15 protein-coding genes are annotated in these 18,769 nt (G+C 43.2%); 7 read left to right on the forward strand and 8 right to left on the reverse strand.

Annotated elements, in window-relative coordinates:
* The first annotated feature begins 31 nt into the window (after positions 1-31).
* Entirely contained in the window at positions 32-466 is a 435-nt protein-coding gene (gene soxR / locus IJ23_RS11345) for a redox-sensitive transcriptional activator SoxR (RefSeq protein ID WP_005373898.1), read from the forward strand.
* A gap of 9 nt (positions 467-475) precedes the next feature.
* Here the strand turns inward: soxR and IJ23_RS11350 are convergent, their stop codons facing one another.
* Positions 476-871: a DUF2391 family protein gene (locus IJ23_RS11350; RefSeq protein ID WP_005373896.1), complete on the reverse strand. Its 396-nt coding sequence runs from the start codon at positions 869-871 to the stop codon at positions 476-478.
* A gap of 13 nt (positions 872-884) precedes the next feature.
* The gene (locus tag IJ23_RS11355; RefSeq protein ID WP_005373890.1) at positions 885-1,730 is read right to left on the reverse strand and encodes a tetratricopeptide repeat protein; all 846 of its coding nucleotides are present in this window, start codon (positions 1,728-1,730) and stop codon (positions 885-887) included.
* A gap of 200 nt (positions 1,731-1,930) precedes the next feature.
* Here IJ23_RS11355 and IJ23_RS11360 point away from each other — a divergent pair, with 200 nt between their 5' ends.
* Positions 1,931-2,401 carry an ASCH domain-containing protein gene (locus IJ23_RS11360; RefSeq protein ID WP_033906307.1) on the forward strand — a complete coding sequence of 157 codons (471 nt, stop codon included), beginning with the start codon at positions 1,931-1,933 and terminating at the stop codon, positions 2,399-2,401.
* Positions 2,402-2,455: 54 nt separating this feature from the next.
* Here the strand turns inward: IJ23_RS11360 and IJ23_RS11365 are convergent, their stop codons facing one another.
* Entirely contained in the window at positions 2,456-3,043 is a 588-nt protein-coding gene (locus IJ23_RS11365; protein WP_017819795.1) for a class I SAM-dependent methyltransferase, read from the reverse strand.
* A gap of 90 nt (positions 3,044-3,133) precedes the next feature.
* On the reverse strand, positions 3,134-4,651 hold the full coding sequence (locus tag IJ23_RS11370) for a phospholipase D family protein (protein ID WP_033906308.1): 1,518 nt from the start codon (positions 4,649-4,651) through the stop codon (positions 3,134-3,136).
* 518 nt (positions 4,652-5,169) lie between these two features.
* On the opposite strand from IJ23_RS11370, the gene IJ23_RS11375 reads away from it, so the two are divergent.
* The 5 genes from IJ23_RS11375 to IJ23_RS11395 all read left to right on the forward strand — a co-directional run bounded on the left by IJ23_RS11375 (position 5,170) and on the right by IJ23_RS11395 (position 12,338).
* Positions 5,170-6,327, forward strand: a complete 1,158-nt coding sequence (locus IJ23_RS11375) for an efflux RND transporter periplasmic adaptor subunit (protein ID WP_005387110.1) — start codon at positions 5,170-5,172, stop codon at positions 6,325-6,327.
* A gap of 13 nt (positions 6,328-6,340) precedes the next feature.
* Entirely contained in the window at positions 6,341-9,499 is a 3,159-nt protein-coding gene (locus IJ23_RS11380) for an efflux RND transporter permease subunit (RefSeq protein WP_033906309.1), read from the forward strand.
* 324 nt (positions 9,500-9,823) lie between these two features.
* The gene (locus IJ23_RS11385) at positions 9,824-10,090 is read left to right on the forward strand and encodes a hypothetical protein (protein ID WP_005373876.1); all 267 of its coding nucleotides are present in this window, start codon (positions 9,824-9,826) and stop codon (positions 10,088-10,090) included.
* A 395-nt stretch (positions 10,091-10,485) separates the two neighbouring features.
* Entirely contained in the window at positions 10,486-11,334 is an 849-nt protein-coding gene (locus IJ23_RS11390) for a hypothetical protein (RefSeq protein ID WP_005387103.1), read from the forward strand.
* 164 nt (positions 11,335-11,498) lie between these two features.
* Entirely contained in the window at positions 11,499-12,338 is an 840-nt protein-coding gene (locus tag IJ23_RS11395) for a hypothetical protein (RefSeq protein ID WP_033906310.1), read from the forward strand.
* A gap of 507 nt (positions 12,339-12,845) precedes the next feature.
* Here the strand turns inward: IJ23_RS11395 and IJ23_RS11405 are convergent.
* The 4 genes from IJ23_RS11405 to IJ23_RS11420 form a co-directional block, all read right to left on the reverse strand.
* Positions 12,846-15,947, reverse strand: a complete 3,102-nt coding sequence (locus IJ23_RS11405; protein ID WP_033906311.1) for an efflux RND transporter permease subunit — start codon at positions 15,945-15,947, stop codon at positions 12,846-12,848.
* Positions 15,944-17,272, reverse strand: coding sequence for an efflux RND transporter periplasmic adaptor subunit (locus IJ23_RS11410; protein WP_025767987.1), 1,329 nt, complete (start codon positions 17,270-17,272; stop codon positions 15,944-15,946). The genes IJ23_RS11405 and IJ23_RS11410 overlap by 4 nt, the downstream gene beginning before the upstream one ends.
* On the reverse strand, positions 17,259-17,915 hold the full coding sequence (locus tag IJ23_RS11415; protein ID WP_025767986.1) for a TetR/AcrR family transcriptional regulator: 657 nt from the start codon (positions 17,913-17,915) through the stop codon (positions 17,259-17,261). Before IJ23_RS11415 ends, IJ23_RS11410 begins: the two co-directional genes overlap by 14 nt.
* 192 nt (positions 17,916-18,107) lie before the next feature.
* Entirely contained in the window at positions 18,108-18,767 is a 660-nt protein-coding gene (locus tag IJ23_RS11420) for an HAD family hydrolase (protein WP_017633566.1), read from the reverse strand.
* Positions 18,768-18,769 lie beyond the last annotated feature (2 nt).

Raw genomic sequence — 18,769 nt, forward strand, 5'->3', positions numbered from 1 at the left:
TTTAACAAAATTGATACGCAGGGAGTCAAGGATGGAAATCAGCGTAGGAGAAGTGGCAAAACGTTCTGGAGTGAAAGTATCTGCCCTACATTTTTACGAGCAAAAAGGACTGATTTCGAGCTGGAGAAATCAAGGTAATCAGCGTCGCTACCATCGCAGTGTGTTGCGCCGTGTTGCGGTGATCAAAGCAGCGCAGCAAGTTGGGTTGTCGTTAGAAGAAATTAAACATGCGTTAGATGAACTGCCGAAACACCAAGCCCCTAACAAAGCGCAATGGGAAGAAATGGCAAGCCATTGGCATGAACAGTTAGAACAAAAGATTCAAAAACTTAAAGCGTTGCAAAACGATTTAGGCGGATGCATTGGCTGCGGGTGCTTGTCGTTAGAAACCTGCGCACTTCGAAACCCAGAAGATGTATTAGGGAAAGACCACTCGGGGTCGAACTTAACGTTAGAAGAAGAGTAGCGATTATCTCTATTCTTTGTCGAAACTGTCGACTACGATCGCGCCCATCGAAGCAGGCATTGTGATGACGATAACGCGTTTTATCGCAACCAAAGGCTCATTCATGAGTGGCAGTTTATCAAGACAGAAAAGAACTAACGCTACCACAACGGCCGCAATGAGGTACGCGATAACCACACGAAAAATAAAGATGGATACGCGATTCTTGATGTGGCTTTGAAACACGCTTTGATACGCGAAAAAACTGAGGAAAATGACAGAAAGACTTAACAGCATGAGCAAGTTTGCCATTGGTAGGCTCTCACCCAATCGCCACGCTTCCTCCGAAAATGAGATCGGGACTGCTAGGGCAAAAGCGCCAACCAATACTTGGCTAGCGTCTTCTAGATTAAAGTGGCTGCTCATGCTGTTTATTCCATTATTCGCTTGCTAGATGTAAGAGCTTTTCAAAACGCTCATTACCGTGCAGCAATTCGAGGTCTCGTTCTTCGGCAAGTAAATCACGAATGGATGGGCTGTATTCAATTGCGCGTTCCAAGTCTTCAATAGCTTGCTCTTCGATACCAAGGCGAGAGTATGCACACGCGCGTTGATACAGTGCAGGGCCGTTGGTGTAATCGACTTCAAGTACGCGGTTACAAATGCTAAGTGCCCAATGGTATTCGTTGATTTCCATCGCTGCGTCGGCTTTGTAAGTCAACGCTTCTAAATCACCTGGACGAATTAATAAGATTTCATCATAGATCTCAATACGTTGTTCTGGAGTTTGAGAGCTTTGTGCACGTAGCCATAAGTTATGGATCTCGTTGATTTTCTCAATCTCTTTGTTGTTTTCGCTGATAATGCGAGTTTTGCGTTTTAAATCTCGCTCAAGGGCGACAAACTTTTTCTCGTATTCTTGGGCGATCTTCTCCAATCGTTTATCAGCCATCTCTTTGGTGTTGTGTTTAAACTCGCGCAGAGATTGCCATCCGACAAAGGCAATCAGCGATGCGACACCAGCAATGATGTAGAAGAAGTATGTAACGGTCACGTTGGCATAGTTCAACGATTTATCTGCGACCGTTAGCTCGCGATCGGTGATCTCTGTGATCATTCGCTTTTCTAGGCTTTGATAGTCCTGACGTAGCGCTTTTAGTTCATCTAAAATATAGCGTTCCATTAATGGTCTATCTAACAGATCAGATTCTGAATACTTTTCCTCCGATGCCATTGTTGGCAAGGCAAGTATCAGCGAGAAAAAAATACCAATAAATAAGCGCATATAACGTCCTTTCACGAGAAGAGTACAGATAGACCATGCAACAATAGCAAATAGCACAAACGTTTAGCAAAGTTATTACAAAAGAAATAACAGTCGTCTACGTAGAAGTCATATTCTTGTTGTTTTTCAGTTTGTTCCTGGTGGTTATTTGTTGTGATATCTTTTATCCTCCTTGCGAATTTATGATTAATGGAGTGAGCATGGACGCGCGAGCTAAGGATTACTTAGAACAATTCCTAGAATTATTATCACCAGAACAAAGGGAAGCTGTACCATCAGTCAGTGCTGACTATTATTGTGCCGATGAATACAACGCGAATGTATGCGCAGATTTGGTTCGTATTGGACAGAAAACTGCATCGTGCAGTTTGGAGCTTTGGTATCGAGAGCATGGTGAAATCATGCCCCAAGTCGGTCATTTACAAGTAGTGACGAATTGGGATGGGGACCCGGTTTGCGTGATACGAATTACTGACGTAAGTACATGCAAATATGAGAATGTAACCGCAGAGTTTGCCTACGCAGAAGGCGAAGGTGATAGAACCTTAAACTGGTGGCGTGATGCTCATACTGCATTTTTTAAAGCTGAATGCGATGAGTTGAACATCGATTGGCATGAGAAACGTACGCTGGTTTTAGAGCGTTTTGAAGTGGTGTATCCCGTCAATTAATCTCTGATAGCAGCACTGATTTGAAGTGCTGCTTTCTTTACTGAGAGACCATTTTTAGCGCTTTCGAGCGGTCACACTAAACATGTGCCAATGTTTTTGGCTTCCGACTACAGTGGTCCCGTCTTCATCTCTTTCATGCAATGAAATGAGGTCGTAACCTTCGAATAAGCTTTCCACTTCCTTTTTTGTTAATGCGGTAATGTTTGGGTGCATTTCGGAGGTAACCCAGGAGTCTTTCACTCCCAAGAAATCGCCGCAGAAGATACCGCCCGGTTGTAATGCGCTGTCTATTTTTGTCCAGACTTGTTTGAAGCCTGTGTCAGGGCAAAAGAACAAACTGGCATTTGCGATAACCAAGCTGCACTGAGGGTAATTAAATTCAGTAAAACAGCACTGCGAAACCGAAAATCGTTTATTACCTTCAAAGCGTGTTAAACAAGTTTTTACTGCATCTTCATTGCTATCACATGCGTGAACCTTAAATCCCTGTTCGAGTAGAAAGTGGCTGTCTCGACCTATTCCGCAGCCAATATCAAGAGCGACTTTGCCTTCTATCTTAAGTTGGTTTACGGCATTTTCCACGTTTGGGCGGTGAGGTTGGCTTAAAATTTTCTGATAGTATTCATTCCATTGCGCTGGCATTGAACTTCCTTATGTTGGTTGTGTCCCCTGCCCAAAACTAGCGTCCATTTTGTTTTGCTTGACTGGGGAGGTTTGCAGTATTGGCAGCTGTTATAGCTGATCTTCAATCGGTAATATTCCGGAGAACCAAGCGCCCATTTTTCGCCATACTCCTGCTTCTGGTTCGGAGTCGTATTCTTCGCCTGTTTTTACGTCGGTCCAGACAATGTCCCCGTCGCGCAGAGTTAAGGCATAGGCGTTACTCGACAGTTGACTCGGCAGTTGTTCTAGAAACATTTGCACATATTCTGGCTGTTCGATAACAACGGCCATTTCGGTATTCAAAGCGGCCGAACGTGGGTCCCAGTTCATCGAACCAACGAAAAGTGTTTTGTTATCAATCGTCATTGCTTTAGCGTGTAAACTTGCTCTGCTACTCCCCGTGAGGCTCCACTTACTTTTGAGTTTCGCGCTCGCTTTTACTTCCCAAAGCTTTATTCCAGCTTCGAGTAGATCTTTTCGATATTTTGCGTACCAACCATGCACGGCAAACACATCGTTAGACGCGAGGCTATTGGTCACAATCGTGATATCAACGCCTCGCTTGGCCGCGTTACTTAATGCTTGAGTACCTACTTCAGTTGGAACGAAATAAGGAGAAATGAGCACAAATGAATCCTCAACACTTTTAACCAGTTCCGACAAATTATCAATAAGTTGGCTCTCTCGGGTTGCGACTTTACCGGGCAGATCAAACCATACTTTCGCTTCTCCCCAGTAGAGCTTGAGTTTGCCTTGTTTTAGATCTTGGTACATATCCAGTTGGGTGAAGTCATAGCGGCCGGTTGAAAACTTTTCCTCTAACCGGAGTTTATTGACCTGCTTTTGAATCGCTTGGTCGGTAATTTGCTGTGAATTCGGTGTAATCCATTCCATTGGTATCGCATAGGCGCTATTCCAGTAGAGGTCGAACTGATCGGCAGTTTGTTGTACCGCCTCACCATAGAGCAGAAGATCAAAATCACCAAACTCAACTTGCGATTCAAAAGAGAAGTATTCATTGCCGATATTTCTACCTCCGACAATGGCGGAAACACTGTCTGCAATCAGAGACTTATTGTGCATACGACGATTAAGACGTTCAAAATCGCTAGCAAGAGCGAACCAACGGGAGTCGCGATACTGATGCGGGTTAAATAAGCGGATTTCTATATTAGGATGTGCATTGAGGGCAGCCATCACATCGTCGTTTCGCTTTTGCATATCGTCAAGCAACAGCCTTACTCGAACACCACGCTTTGCCGCTTCATACAAGCGCCACGTTATTAGCTGACTCGTTTCGTCACCGCGGTAAATATAGTATTGAAGATCAAGGCTTTTCTGGGCGGACTCGATCAAAGAGGTTCGAGCAAGAAGGGCATCGTGTCCCTGATTTAACGGTGCAAAGCCAGTTATGGACTTAGGATCTCTCCCGTAAGCTTCAAAGTACTGCGCAAGAACAGAATCCTTTTGATAACCGAGCTGAAAGCTGGTGGACTTTTCACTGGCGTCATTCAACGATACGGATGAGCATGCCGATAAAATAGTGAGCAGCGAGGGGAAGAGCAACTTGGCGAGCGTTTGTAACAAAGCACATTTCCTTGTCTTACAGAGTGTTACCTACTCCAAATTATAGACTTAAGCTGACGCCACATGCACCCAGAACCGTTTGATAACGAGCGATTAATCAATGAATTGCCATAGAGCCTGCACCAAGTTCAACTTTTAGAGCGCAGATAATCATTTATTTTAATTATCATTATGGCCGTATTGGTCATAATCACTAATATCTGGTGATTATGACCAATAGCACACTGGATAAAATAATGGTTTTTATATAACCATATGATTTTTAATAAATAAATGCTTGGCATGTCATTTGCTGTTTAGAATAAAAGTTAAGTCAGAGCAACTTGCGCAGTTGGTTAATTTTTTGTTAATTTTATTAACTTTGAATTGGCAATAACTATCTAGTTCGCTGCTTAAAAGACTAGGCAAGTGCCGCTTTGATGTTTATTCAAATTCAATTCTCTCACCACCATGCTTACCGGGAGCAATGGACTGAATAAAAGTGTGGTGTTGAAAACAACAATAAAAAAGGATTTTCGATGTTAGCAAAACCCATATTACGTTGGCTTTTACCCTTCGTCGTCGTTGGAGGCTCTTATGCAGGATATGCTGCAATTGCCGCAACTGCGCCGGAAAAAGAGTCAACCAAAGATGCAATTACAGAGCCTACTGTTCAGGCTTCTTCTCTTTTTCCTACCGATCACAAAGTGGTGATTACCAGTCACGGTGAATTAGTCCCTTTTGAAAAAACACACCTTTCCGCGCAAGTTAGTGGTGAAGTTACAAGTTGGCACCCGAATTTTGTGACGGGTGGCATCGTAAAACGAGGAGAGGTTCTTTTCACAATTGAAAGTGACAACTATGAAGCGTCGGTTTTACAAGCTGAAGCCGATTTAGCTAGTGCACGCGCAAACTTGATTGAGGAACAAGCGAAAGCCGAAGTGGCAAAACGTCAGGCAAAGAGACTGAGCGATAAGCAAGTGACGGATCTGTATTTACGCAAGCCTCACGTTTTGAGCGCACAAGCGCAAGTGAAGTCGGCTCAAGCGGCACTCAAACGAGCAAAAAGAGAGTTAGAAAATTGCAAAGTCGTTGCACCTTACGATGCGCTGGTTGTTGAGCGTGATATTGGTGTTGGTCAATTTGTTACATCTGGTTCTCGAGTTGCCACGTTAAACAACATCGAAGTGGCAGAGGTGCACGTACCCATTGCCGGTTTTGATAGTGCATTTTTACCCGAATCCATTGGTGAACTCACTGCGACAGTGACGCAGCAAGGTGTGTTTTCTACCACTAGAGAAGGTCGAGTAGTTCGTGATCTAGGCATGATTGATAGCGCTACCCGAATGATTAACATGGTCATTCAAATCGCGGACCCATACGGTGTCGATAACCAGCAGCCTCCAATTAAATTCGGCTCCTACGTTGAAGTGAGCTTCACTGGTAAGGAACTTAAGCACATCTACCGCTTGCCACAGGAATTAGTTAAAAACCGTACCGTGTGGGTGGTGAATGGCGATAATCAACTTCAACCCAGAACTGTCACGGTTTTGAGAGCAGAAGGTGAGTTTTTGCTGGTGGGCGAAGGCTTAGAGCAAAGTGATAAGTTGGTACTGACCTTACCAGAGTACCCTCAAAAAGGCATGGCGGTACAAATCGCAAAAAAGAGTGACGACTCCGAAACCGTCGTACAGTAAGTAGGAGTTTGTCATGGAAGATACTAAACAAAAGGGCTTAATTGCCTATTTTGCGAATAACCCCGTCGCTGCCAACCTTTTGATGGTGTTCATCATTATCATGGGTGTGGTGAGTTTTCTCTTTATTCAAAGGCAGATGTTTCCGAATATTGAGGTGAACTACATTGATGTTCGTGCGACTTATCCTGGCGCTTCTCCTCAAGAGATAGAAGAGAGTATTCTCGTTAAGGTCGAGGAATCGATTAAAGACGTCACCGGGATTAAAAAAGCAGTCTCAACGGCCTCTAGAGGTAGCGCGTATGTTTCCATCGAGGTAGACGTTAATGCCGATATCAAGCGTGTCTTAGATGATGTAAACCAACGTATTGATACCTTGTCTAACTTACCAGCGGGTATGGAACCAATCAATGTCTACCAAGTTGAATGGCGCCAAGATGTAATCGAAATGGGGTTAGTTGGGGACCGACCGCTCGAGGAGCTTAAACCGCTTGCTAAGCAAATCGAAGATGAATTACTTCAGTTAGAAAACGTCATGCTGGTGTATCTGAGTGCGCCAGAAGAAGAAATAGCGATTGAAGTAGACCCACTTGTTCTTCGTAAATACGACCTGACGTTGAGCGATATCAGCAGCGCGATCAGCCGTTACTCAGCCAACTTTTCTGCGGGCGAAGTAAAAACAAACTCAGGGATGATTGCAGTAAGGATTGAAAACCAATACTACCGTGGTGATGAGTTTAGAAATATTCCTGTAAAGCTTGGCGCAAATGGTGCGAAGGTTTTACTGCAAGATATCGCCACGATCAAAGATGGCTTTACGGAAGAAGAGCGCTATTTTGAATACTCAGGGCAAAATGCGATCTACATGTCTGTTGAAGCAACTCGTGATCAGAACATTATCCCTGTTGCACAGTCCGTTCGTAATTATATTGAAGCAAAAAACAAGACATTGCCGCAGGATGTTAAGCTCAAAGTCTTAGTTGATACGACTTATTATTTAAATGGGCGTCTCGACATGATGTTGAAAAACTTGCTGCAAGGTGCTGCATTAGTCGCGATTATGCTGACCATTTTCCTACGTTTCCGCTTGGCTATGTGGGTAATGATTGGGCTACCTGTCTGTTTCCTCGGTGCTGTAATGATGATGCCAGCTTTGGGTATTACAGTGAACATCGTCTCGCTGTTTGCTTTCATCATGGTGCTCGGAATTGTGGTGGATGACGCCATCGTCATGGGAGAAAGTGCGTACAGTGAAATCGAAGAAAAGGGCGGCGGTGTCGATAACGTGGTACGCGGTGTCAAACGTGTTGCTACGCCAGCGACATTTGGTGTTCTGACAACGATTGCTGTATTCGCACCATTCTTGTTGTCTAGTGGTATTGATAGTGCCTTCTTTTATGGTATCGCGGGGGTCGTGATTCTGTGTTTGATCTTCAGTTTGATTGAATCGAAGCTGATCCTTCCTGCACACCTTGCGCATACTCATTTTAAGCCAGTTAAACCAGGTGGTTGGCGTGACCGATTTAACCAACGTTTTTTTGGTTTTGTAAATGGTCCATATCGGAACTTTGTAACAACATGCACCCATTGGCGCTGGACAGTGTTTGCGGTGTTCTGTGGTTTACTGCTGATCAGCGCGGCTTTGATCAACGCGAATTATGTTCGGGTGATCCCCAACCCTAAAGTGCCGACTGACTATCCTGCGATCACTATTGAAATGAATGATACCGTTTCAAGTGAGCAGACAATCAGTGCACTCAAGACTATTGAACGTGTCATGCAAAAGATCGAATCTGAGACCATTGCAGAACATGGTCAAGGAATGATTCGTGATGTGCTGTCGTACAACAGAAGCCGCACCGAAGGTCGTGTATTAGTACCTCTGGTTGATGAAGAGTTACGCCCGTTCAATACATTTGAACTGGCTCGACGTTGGCGTGAAGCTATGCCTGTTATTCCCGGTATGAAGAGCATCAAAATCCGCGAGCAGAGTGCGGGTGGTGGTGACAGAGATGAGTTTGGCTACTTGTTGTTTGGTTCTAACATCAATGAGCTCAACGAGGCTGGGCGTTACTTGATAGAGCGTTTACAGCAGGAAGAAGGGTTATATGATATTTCATCTTCTATTGATTCTGGAAGCAAAGAAGTACTCCTGTCTCTTGCGCCTGTAGCGTACGATCTCGGTCTGGATCTCACCATGATCGCAGAGCAAGTTGGTGGCAGCTTTTATGGTGGCGAAGCACAGCGCATTATTCGTGATGGTGAAGAAATTAAAGTTATGGTGCGTTACCCGCAATTGACGCGTGAAGCATTCTCATCATTGCGTTACGCTGTGATTACCACACCAGCAGGTAAGAAGGTCATGTTGGGTGATGTGGTGAAGATCAATGAGCAGCCGGGCGTGAGTAGCATTCGACGTGAAGGCGGGTATCAAACCGTTTATGTCTATGGTTCCATAGACGAAGAATTGGTTGAACCTCAAGAAATCGTTAAGGTCATTGACGACAATATCTTACCGGACATGAAGCAAGCCTTCCCAACTGTGAAAACAGAATTGGGCGGTGATATTGAAGAGCAGGCTGCGCAGCGTAATGAACAGATTTTGTTCTTTATTGCTGGCATGATCATCGTCTACATCTTGTTAGCTGTACCGTTAAAAAGTTATACCCAACCTTTGATTGTAATGTCCGTTATTCCGTTTAGTCTGACGGGGGCGATTTGGGGCCATTTCTGGCTAGGTTTAGACATCAGTATGATGTCGACATTTGGTTTGATCGCCGCTGCTGGCGTGGTTATTAACGACTCTCTGGTTATGACAGATTACGTAAACCAAGTGAGAGAAAAGGGTATGAACATCAAACAAGCGGTTGTTGAGGCGGGTTGTGCTCGTTTTCGAGCTATCACGCTCACCTCAATAACGACGTTTGCGGGTGTATTGCCGATAATGTTTGAAACGAGTTTGCAGGCGCGTTTTGTCATACCGATGGCTGTCGCTTTGGGCTTTGCGGTGTTGTACGCAACGGTTCTGACTTTAGTGTTGGTGCCTTGTTTGTATTTAATGCTTGAAGATATTAAAAATATTTTCAGATCGATTAAGAGGTTTATCCATCGTTTGATTAATCGTTTCAGAAAGTCGCCAGTGACGTCGAGCGTTGAAGCAAGCGTATCGAGTTAACAAGCTTGATGTTAACGATTAGGAGCAGCCTTCGGGCTGCTTTTTTGTTTCCGCATTTTGATTCAAAGCGATTTTTTAGTGGGCAGTTACGTAATTATCTGATGAGAAAACTGCCTGACAAAGCATTTTCAATGTGTATGTTTCTAATGTTTTAAATTCGTATGGTTAATTTGACACTTGGTTAGCGAAATTTACCAGACGAAGATAACGTTGAATATGAGGGTTTATTTAAGTTGTTGAAAAATAACAAAATAAAAGTTGGCATCGTATGTGCAATATATAAATTGTAATTAAAATTAACTGCTAATCCTCAAGGAGCTTATTATGAAAAGCGTATTTCTATCTACTCTAAGTCTTATTGCTGTAATGTCATCACCAATCGCTGCTGCTAACACTTTAGACAAAGAGGAGTGGAGCTCAGATTTACGTCAGGACTTTTCTGAAATGAAACATGAAGCTATAGCAGATATTCAGCAAATGAACATGGATGCCATTCACGCACGTGATGAGCGTATCGTGAAAAACATTAAAGATGAGCAAGAACAGTTAGTAAAGGTAACGTGCCACAAAGAGAAAGCAAGCAAGTCATAAACGCCGATAAAAGAGACTAACAGACGAAAATGAATCCAATACGAGTTCGGTGTTAGTTAGCAGTAAGCACTGACCTTGTTGCTCTACTTGCCAGCCTTTTAAGGCTGGCTTTTTTGTTTCTCATTTTATGGGTGGAGATCAGATCCTCAAGCCTATTATCAATAGTTGGCGTGTTTGATGAGCTATTGCTGGATGGAGCGGATGTAACTTTTAAAAGTGTAGATTTCAGTAAAGTGGAGGTGATGTTAGATATTTAAAATTTTGAAAAGATCCGATCTCCTTTTTGACCTTCATAATACCTTAGTATGTGGCTTACCTTTACTTGAATTAGAACTCATATTGCAGGCGTTCGTTTAAAGGTATTGATGCATATTTGAAGAGTAAGAGATAGACATATGAGTTTTATTAAAATGTGTAAAGATGGTTTTAGAGGAAAGCCGGATTTCTCTGACTTATTACATAATGCGTTCCAGATAGATGACTTAGTGCTGTCATTTGAGTGTCCGAACAACATATATGAAGGACATGTATACCAGGATCTTGTTAATTTAGAACAGTTCGATGTTGAATCAAAAATAGAGAGGCATGAAAGGTTTGTAAAGTTAGCTACGGTATATTTTTTGTTTCAGAAGAAAATATTAAACCCTTTGCTTCCTATTAACAAACAAGGTGGATTATATATTAGGCTACGGGTTAAATCTACTGGAGAAGATATTGATAATATTAGTCAATTGTCCTCATTTTTAGAGAGAGAATATTATGATTTTTATCATGCCCCGGAGCAAAGTGAAGGCTCTATGAGGGGGTATCATACAGACTTGATGAAAGAATTGACTAAGCGTGCGAATAAACAATGGGGAGAAATTCCAGAAAGTGAACACCGAAAAAGAGAAAAAGAAGAATATTTAATTAGAGGTTTCTTAAGTGGTTATCCACCAATAAAGTGTGAGATAGTTGAAGTTGGAAAAAACAAATACTCAAAATACTCAGAAGGTAATCTTAAGTATAAGAGTGAATTACGAAGAGTATACAATTTACCCATAAAAAATGAATTCTACCTGAGCATCGAGTTTTGGTATAAGTACGAATCGATGTTTGCTAAGCAGAAGTTTTTAGATTGGGTGAGAAGTGCGGATGAAACCTTTGAAAAAAAAGTATTGGAATTACTGGATTTGTCTCCGCTCATCGACTCGTATACAGCCAAAGCGGTAAAGGGATTGAACGAAAAAACTAAGGCAGAGTAACACAGCGTCAAGAAAAGCTAGCAAAGTATGTAGCCATGAGAGAAAAATGAATCAAATTGGATGTCTATTTACCTTTGTACGCCATGGCGCATATAAAGCCAATGGATTTAGTATAGAGCCTATCACAAATATCAATACATATTTAAATAACAAGAGATATAAATATGAATTTTATCAAAATCTTTAAAGATGGGTTTAGAGGGAAACCAGATTTTGCACACTTGTTACATAATGTATTCCAGATAGATGACTTAGTACTATCATTTGAATGTCCGAACAATATATATGAAGGTCATGTATACCAAGATTTTATTGAATTACAACGATTCAATATTGATTCAAAAGTAGAGCGGCATGAAAAGTTTATAAACTTGGCCACGATTTATTTCTCTTTTCAAAATAAAATAATAAATCCACTATTACCAATCAATAAACAAGGTGGTTTATATATTAGGTTAAGGATTAAGTCTGCAGATAAATATATTACTAGTGTTAATCAACTATCTTCATTTATAGAGAAAGAGTACGTAGATTTTTATCATGCTGTAGAGTCACCTGACGGTTCTCAAAAAGGTGATCATACAGAGTTGATGAATGATGCCATTGCGTATGCAAATCATCGTTGGGGAATGGACCCGATAAACGAAGAAAAAAAGAGAGCGAAAGAAGAGTTCCTTGTAGGAGAGTTTCTTCGTGGTTACCCTCCAATCAAATGCCAAGATATCAAGATTGGTGGAAATACATTTTCAAAATATGTAGAAGGAAATTTGGAGTATAAAAAAGACTATCGAAGAGTGTACAATTTGCCTATCAAAAATGAGTTTTACTTTAGTATTGAATTTTTATATGAAATCGAGCCTATGTTTGCTCAAAAAAAGTTTTTAGATTGGGTAAGACACGCGGATGAAATCTTTGAAAAAAATGTTTTAGAGTTGCTAGCACTGTCTCCGCTTATTGATTCGCATACTACCTCCAAATCCGAAAGGTTGGCAAAAAAAAGTTGATCCAGAGCGTTCATACTTAACTTAAAGAAAAAGGCCCGCGAAGAATGCTTTCACGGGCGAAAAAAGGGCACCAAATTGGGTGTCTATTCATTTTGGAGGTGGTCGAACGTCCATATAAAACTGACAATAGGCTTGGTGAGAGGCTTACCACCAGCGCGACCAACGAGGCTAAAGTTAACATTGTTGTAATGATTGTTAAAATGTTAATTCTTCAATCAATGTTTTCATTATCGTGAGTTTAAATTGTGAATGTGTTGCCTGCGTGTATTTTTACTCTGTGAAATGCCGTTTTTGACAATAAAACATATTATAAATCTTGTGTTGGTTATTTGATTTGGTTATATAAAGCTCAACATACTTAATCCTTAACTGTTCATATTTACACTTAATGAGACACAATAACCCTCTGTTTGTTAAGTGATTGTGTGTTTTTTAACGCATTGGTATTGAACAAAAAGCGACCTAAGCCGTTCTTGTTCATTTTGATAAGTTTACTTATCAGTCGTTTTAGATTTCTTCGTGCTTATGGACTAGGCCGAAGTCAGCTAAAATGGCATACGCAGCAGGGATCATAAACAACACCAGCAGAGTGGATGCGAAAATACCAAACACGATGGAGATAACCAGTGGTTGGATAACCTGTGCTTGCAAACTGGTTTCAGTCAGTAACGGAAGCAAACCTGCTGCAGTGGTCATTGATGTTAGGAATACTGCTCTAAAGCGTTCCCGACTGGCTTTGACTACTGAGTCATGTACATTATCCCCTTCATCCACATGATGGCGTATGTACTGAACTAACAGAATCGAGTCATTCACCACAATCCCTGCTAATGAGACGAAGCCCATCATACTTGGCATACTTAATGAGTGACCGAGTAGGATGTGTCCCCATACCACGCCAATAAAGGCGAGGGGAATCGCAAGCATGACGACGAATGGTTCCAAATAACTGCGGAATTGGTAACTCAGAATCGCAAACACGCCAAATAAACCAAGCAAGAAGCCTTTACCCATTGATGAGCCAGTTTCAGCGGTATCTTTGGCTTCACCTTCAAAATCAAAGCGAAGACCAGGATACTTTTGCATAAGCTTTGGCGCCTCATCCTGTTGGAACTGACGAATAATGGCGGTTGAGTTGGCTTTCGTATTGTCGATATCGCCGAATACGCTCACAGTCCTCAAGCCATCAATGCGCTGGATTCTTACGTAATTACGTTGGAAATCCAAAGTCGCAATGGTTGCGAGGGGGATTTGACTGCCATCGGACAAGATAATCGGAAAGTTTGCCAATTGCTGTAAGTCACCGGCTTGTGCTTTATCGAGGCGAACTTCGATGGAAATGTTTTCTACCCCAACTTGGATCTCGTCTGCGGTTTGGCCAAAGAAAGCTGCACGCAATTGATTGGCGATGAGTTGGCCGTTAATCCCGTAAGCTTCTGCGCCCGGACGCAGTTTTACCAAGACTTCTTCTTTACCCATACGCATGTCATCCAACACGCCATGGACACCGTCAAACTCATTTAAGTACTGTTGAATGTCGATAGAGGCGGCTTTGAGCGCATCCAGTTCATCATGCTTCGCTCGAATTTCAATCGCTCGTCCACCCGGCCCCATGGTCGGTTGTTTAAATACCAGTGAGATAGGATCCGCAAGTTCACCAATGTCTTCACGCCATGCGTCGATAAATTCATCGATGAGTGTGTTACGACTCTCGGCGCCCAGCAAATCCAGACGTACCGTGGCAATGTGAGGGCCAGATTCATTCGCGTCGGCGTTAGCGTTGAATTGACTGGTGATGTGTAGAACCAATGGATTGCCGTCTTCCACTTTCTCTGTCCATTCTTTATCTAGCTTTTGAGCGGAAGCGACGATCTTATCGACGACAGCTTCCGTTTGAGACAGAGAAGAACCCGGAGGAAGAATAATGCGCGCTTCTGCAATGTCGCCATCCAACTCAGGGAAGGGTTGGAACTTGAGTAAACCACCTACTAACGTGGCAGCGGAGATAAGAAGTAATGCAACTACGCCACCCATAAAGGCATAGCGATACTCGACCACTTTATCCACTGCGTTGACCAAGGTGGTGTTACGGAAGTTTTCAAAAGAAGCGAGCAGCTTTTGTTTAAACTTCGGTGTCTTTCGCTCTTGCTTTTGTTTATGTAGCGAATGAGAAAGGTGGTTAGGTAGGATCAAGAAGGCTTCCACCAAACTCAAACTCAAAACGAGGATCAGAACTTGAGGAACTGCTTTAAGTACCGCACCCATTTCACCTTGCAGGAATAACAAGCTACCAAAAATACACACCGTAGTTAGGAAGGAAGAAATTACCCCTGGCAGTACCTTTTTCACTCCTTTGATAACGGCATCATCGATCTCTTCTCCTCGGTCGAGGTGAGCGGCAATCGATTCGGCAATAACGATGGCATCATCCATCATGATACCGATGGCCATGAGTAACCCGACCAAAGACATGATGTTGATGGACAGGCCAAGTTGCGCCATCAAAAATAACCCACCTAAGAAGGCAACGGGTAAACCAGCTGCGACCCAAAAGGAATAGCGAAAACTAAAGAACAACCACATGGTGGCGAAGACCAGAATGATACCTTGCCAACCGTTTTTGACCATCATGGTCAGGCGATCCCAAAGCACGGATGAAAGGTCATTGGTCATTTGTAGCATCACACCGTCTGGCGCGATAGCTTGTTGTTCTTCGACAAATTGAGCAACCCGTTCCTTGATACGCAGTGCGTCATCTTCTTTGTTTTTGCTGACTTTTAGTAGGGCAGAAGGGTGACCATCGAAGAGGACTTTCTGTTCGTCCAATTCAAACCGGTCGGTAATCGTCGCAATATCTCTTAGACGGATGATTGAGCCATTTGTACCAGAGCCCACGACGATAGTCTCAAGCTCTTCCGGCGTCACGCGTCGTTCGTCAAAGCGGATCAGAAAGTTCTTATCTGGCGTTTCGACATTACCACTTGGCAACTTGACGTTTTGACGACCAATCTGGTCCGCAATATCACCAACACTCAAACCAAGTTGTCGGATAGCTTGAGTGTCTAACTCTACTCGGTATTGGTGGTCAGAGAAGCCAGCAACTTCAACCAAAGAGACATCGTAATCGATTTTTAACGTGCGTTTAAGCTGTTCGGCATACGCTTTTAGCTCTGGCCATGTGGTATCTGCGGTGATCGCGACATCCACAACTGGCTCGTTCCAATCGAGCTCTTGGACCACAGGAGATTCAATCTCTTGTGGGAAGTCGTTTATCGAGTTGATCTGGGTTTGAACATCAACCAACATGCGCCCAATGTCGGCTTCTTCATTCAGTTTTAAGATAAGACGCGCAGAACCCTCAATCGCTTCACACTGAGTTTCTTTAATGTTGGCAAGGCCATCGACAGCATCTTCCATTCGGATACAGATGCTCTCTTCTACCTCTTGAGGGGAAGCGCCGGGGTAAACCACACCAGCTAGGATGTAGGGCGGATCAAACTCAGGAAAAGTTTCACGCTTAATCGTGGAAAGTGAAGAAATCCCCAATATCAGCAGCGTTAGCATCAGCAAGTTGGCTGCTGTTGGATGCTTGGCGAAGAATCGGATCATGAATCAGACTCCTCAATAGCCGTTTCTGACTGTTCAGGTGACTCTTTCAATAGCATGCCGTTAATCGCAGGCAGCAAATCGTTGATGATCAGCTTCTGACCTTGCTCTAGTTCACCATCGATCACCACTTGGTTATTGCGACGATATAACACTTCAACCGTGACGACTTGCAGACGATTGTCATCGCCCATCAGGTAAATCTTATTGCCATGAAGCGCACGCTCTGGGATGACCCAACTCGGGTTCTCTTGTCCCTCAATCAAGGCACGCACAAACATGCCGTTCACCAATGGAGGCGCAGACGTTGGGTTTAATGCACGGTAGTCTTGTTCAATTTCCAGAATCACACCGGCAGTCGCTTGGCTTGGATCAACCGTTTCACTGATGCGTGCAACTTTCGCAGGCCAGCTTGCAGAGAGGTTACCGCTGCTGAGTTCAATGTTGGCATGAATCGCATTCATATCAGGTTGTGGAATACCAGATTCATCACGGACAAACTCACCGATGCTCGCCGCCAAAGTTTGCATGTCATGAATGGATAGTTGAGCTTCCACTTCCATGACATCAATACCATGTCCTGTCACCATGGTTTGTTGGAGGTTAACCACTTGCTTTTTCTCAATTTCTACGTCAGCAATACGCAAATCGTAAGGAAGCGTGATGATGGTTTTATCAAGCGAGCGTTCGGCCTCATCCACTTTTGATGCATTAACTTTAACTAGGGCTTCCGCGACTCGTTTCTCATCCGGCATCAAACCAATTTGATTTTCAATATCCAGTACTAACTTACGTTGAGAGAGCGCGCTTTGCTCTTGCTGATCTACATCCGATTGCGAGGTTAAGCCTTTCTTACGTAGGTTTTGTTTACGGTCTAACTCTTTGTTGGCGATAACCAGACGGTTGGCTTCTATCTTGAGTGTGCTTTTGAGATTCGCTTCTTCTTGGTTCAGCTTAGCCAGAGAGGTTTGAGCAGATTTGAGATCGGCTTGAGCTTGAACCAGTTTCAACTCGTAATCGAGTGGGTCGATTCGCAAGATTTCCGTTCCTGCTTGCAGCACTTGTCCTTTTTCCAGTTGCGGATGACGGTAAACCACTTTACCGGTCACTTCGGCTATCGCTTTCCATTCAACTTTCGGTGCGATTTTACCAAAGCCAATAGCAACAGGTGCAATCGCTTTCAGCTCAAGTGGAATCGTCTCGACCAACCGTGCACGATCTCCAGCGGGTTTTACGGGCAAATCTGGTTTGAGGCTAATCGCCAAAAACAGAATGACGACCCCCACCGCAAGAGCAGGAAAGAACAGCAGCTTTTTATTTATCTTCATATTGGTCGCCCGAGTCTAAAAATCCATGTTTCATCAGTTGTATGTTGTGTTCGAATAATCGGTTCAAGAAGGCTTCAGAAAGTTCAATGCCATGAATGGCGAGCAGTGCTGGTGGTGCCATAAAAGGAAACACCATCAAGCTGATGTAAGAGACGCGACAAAGTTGAGGGTCGGCGTCTTTTCGTAAAACGCCACTGTCAATCAACTTATCAAAGATCACGCCTTGCATTGGCTTGCTGATATCTGCGAAGACTTTTTCGAGCAGTTTGCGTTGGGTTTCCGATGGGGGCATATGCATAACTTGGGCAACTAAGCGTGGGAACTGTGGTACCTTGATCATTTCGCGGTAGTAGGTACGCATTAGATCGAGAAAGTTTTGCTCGTTACTGTTGGATACCAACGTCTGCATCTGCTTTTGCATCGGTGACAGTGTTTCGCGCAACATGGTCTCGAACAGGCCTTCTTTGTTGCCAAAGTAGTAGCGAATCATCGCAACGTTCACGCCTGCTTTCTGCGCGACTAGGCGAGTAGAGACCTTGTCATAAGCCATAATGGTGAAGAGTTCGCGCGCGTGGAAAATCAGTTTTTCCCGTGCGTCGATATTATCTGTGGGTCTTCCCGCCCTTCGATGCGCTTCCGTCACAATCTTCTCTCAAAATATTAAACATTTGATTAATTATAAGACGCTGATTTCTCATGCGACATGTGAAAAATTAATCAGTATTTAATCAAGTGATTAATTTGTGATGAAGAGAAGTAAAAAAGAGCAGAAAGAACTGCTCTTTGAACAAATAGAAAAGTATTTACTTAGGAAGAACGGTCTTGTGAGGCTATATCACCCCCAACTTAACACACTCCAATTCGGTCTGTTGGCGTGTTCTTTTAGTTGTGGGCATGGATTTACCAGATAAGCGTAGTTCGCGTATTCACAAAGCGGTAAATCGTTGATTGAATCGGTATAGAAATGGATTTCGGAATAAGGCTCAGGCTGATTTTCTAGCCACTGTTTTAATCGCGTGACTTTGCCTTCACGATAACTCGGGATACCGTCGATTTCAGCAGTATAACGGTTGTTTTTCTCGATTAAATCAATTCCGAGTGCGGTTGGAATATTAAGACGGCGACCAACGGCTTCCACCAAAAAAGTGACGCTGGCAGAGATGATAACCATATCTATACCATCACGAGACAGTTGCTCAATCAGGGTTTTGGCTTGAGGGAACTGTTTAGGCAAAATATGGCTTTCAACACATTCTTCAACCAAGGCGTTTACTTCTTCAATCGGCATGTTTTCTAGTGGCTTCATGGAGAACGCTAGGTAATCTTCCATGTCCATTTTGCCTTCAGAGTACAAGGCCATTAGACGCTGATCTTCCATAATAAATAAAGGATCAGTCGCGATGCCTTTCTCAACCATAAACTCGTTCCAAATCATTGCGCAGTCAGCGTTTATTAGGGTTTCATCCATATCAAAAACATACAAAGGTTTGGACATGT

The sequence above is a fragment of the Vibrio sp. OY15 genome (assembly GCF_000742455.1).
Lineage (GTDB): Bacteria > Pseudomonadota > Gammaproteobacteria > Enterobacterales > Vibrionaceae > Vibrio > Vibrio alginolyticus.

Excerpts from the sequence above, each read along its gene's own strand:
- IJ23_RS11355 (WP_005373890.1), bottom strand. The coding sequence starts at position 1,730 with ATGCGCTTATTTATTGGTATTTTTTTCTCGCTGATACTTGCCTTGCCA.
- IJ23_RS11365 (WP_017819795.1), bottom strand. The coding sequence starts at position 3,043 with ATGCCAGCGCAATGGAATGAATACTATCAGAAAATTTTAAGCCAACCT.
- IJ23_RS11360 (WP_033906307.1), top strand. The coding sequence starts at position 1,931 with ATGGACGCGCGAGCTAAGGATTACTTAGAACAATTCCTAGAATTATTA.
- IJ23_RS11410 (WP_025767987.1), bottom strand. The coding sequence starts at position 17,272 with ATGAAGATAAATAAAAAGCTGCTGTTCTTTCCTGCTCTTGCGGTGGGG.
- IJ23_RS11390 (WP_005387103.1), top strand. The coding sequence starts at position 10,486 with ATGAGTTTTATTAAAATGTGTAAAGATGGTTTTAGAGGAAAGCCGGAT.
- IJ23_RS11395 (WP_033906310.1), top strand. The coding sequence starts at position 11,499 with ATGAATTTTATCAAAATCTTTAAAGATGGGTTTAGAGGGAAACCAGAT.
- IJ23_RS11405 (WP_033906311.1), bottom strand. The coding sequence starts at position 15,947 with ATGATCCGATTCTTCGCCAAGCATCCAACAGCAGCCAACTTGCTGATG.
- IJ23_RS11385 (WP_005373876.1), top strand. The coding sequence starts at position 9,824 with ATGAAAAGCGTATTTCTATCTACTCTAAGTCTTATTGCTGTAATGTCA.
- IJ23_RS11350 (WP_005373896.1), bottom strand. The coding sequence starts at position 871 with ATGAGCAGCCACTTTAATCTAGAAGACGCTAGCCAAGTATTGGTTGGC.
- IJ23_RS11375 (WP_005387110.1), top strand. The coding sequence starts at position 5,170 with ATGTTAGCAAAACCCATATTACGTTGGCTTTTACCCTTCGTCGTCGTT.
- soxR (WP_005373898.1), top strand. The coding sequence starts at position 32 with ATGGAAATCAGCGTAGGAGAAGTGGCAAAACGTTCTGGAGTGAAAGTA.
- IJ23_RS11420 (WP_017633566.1), bottom strand. The coding sequence starts at position 18,767 with ATGTCCAAACCTTTGTATGTTTTTGATATGGATGAAACCCTAATAAAC.
- IJ23_RS11380 (WP_033906309.1), top strand. The coding sequence starts at position 6,341 with ATGGAAGATACTAAACAAAAGGGCTTAATTGCCTATTTTGCGAATAAC.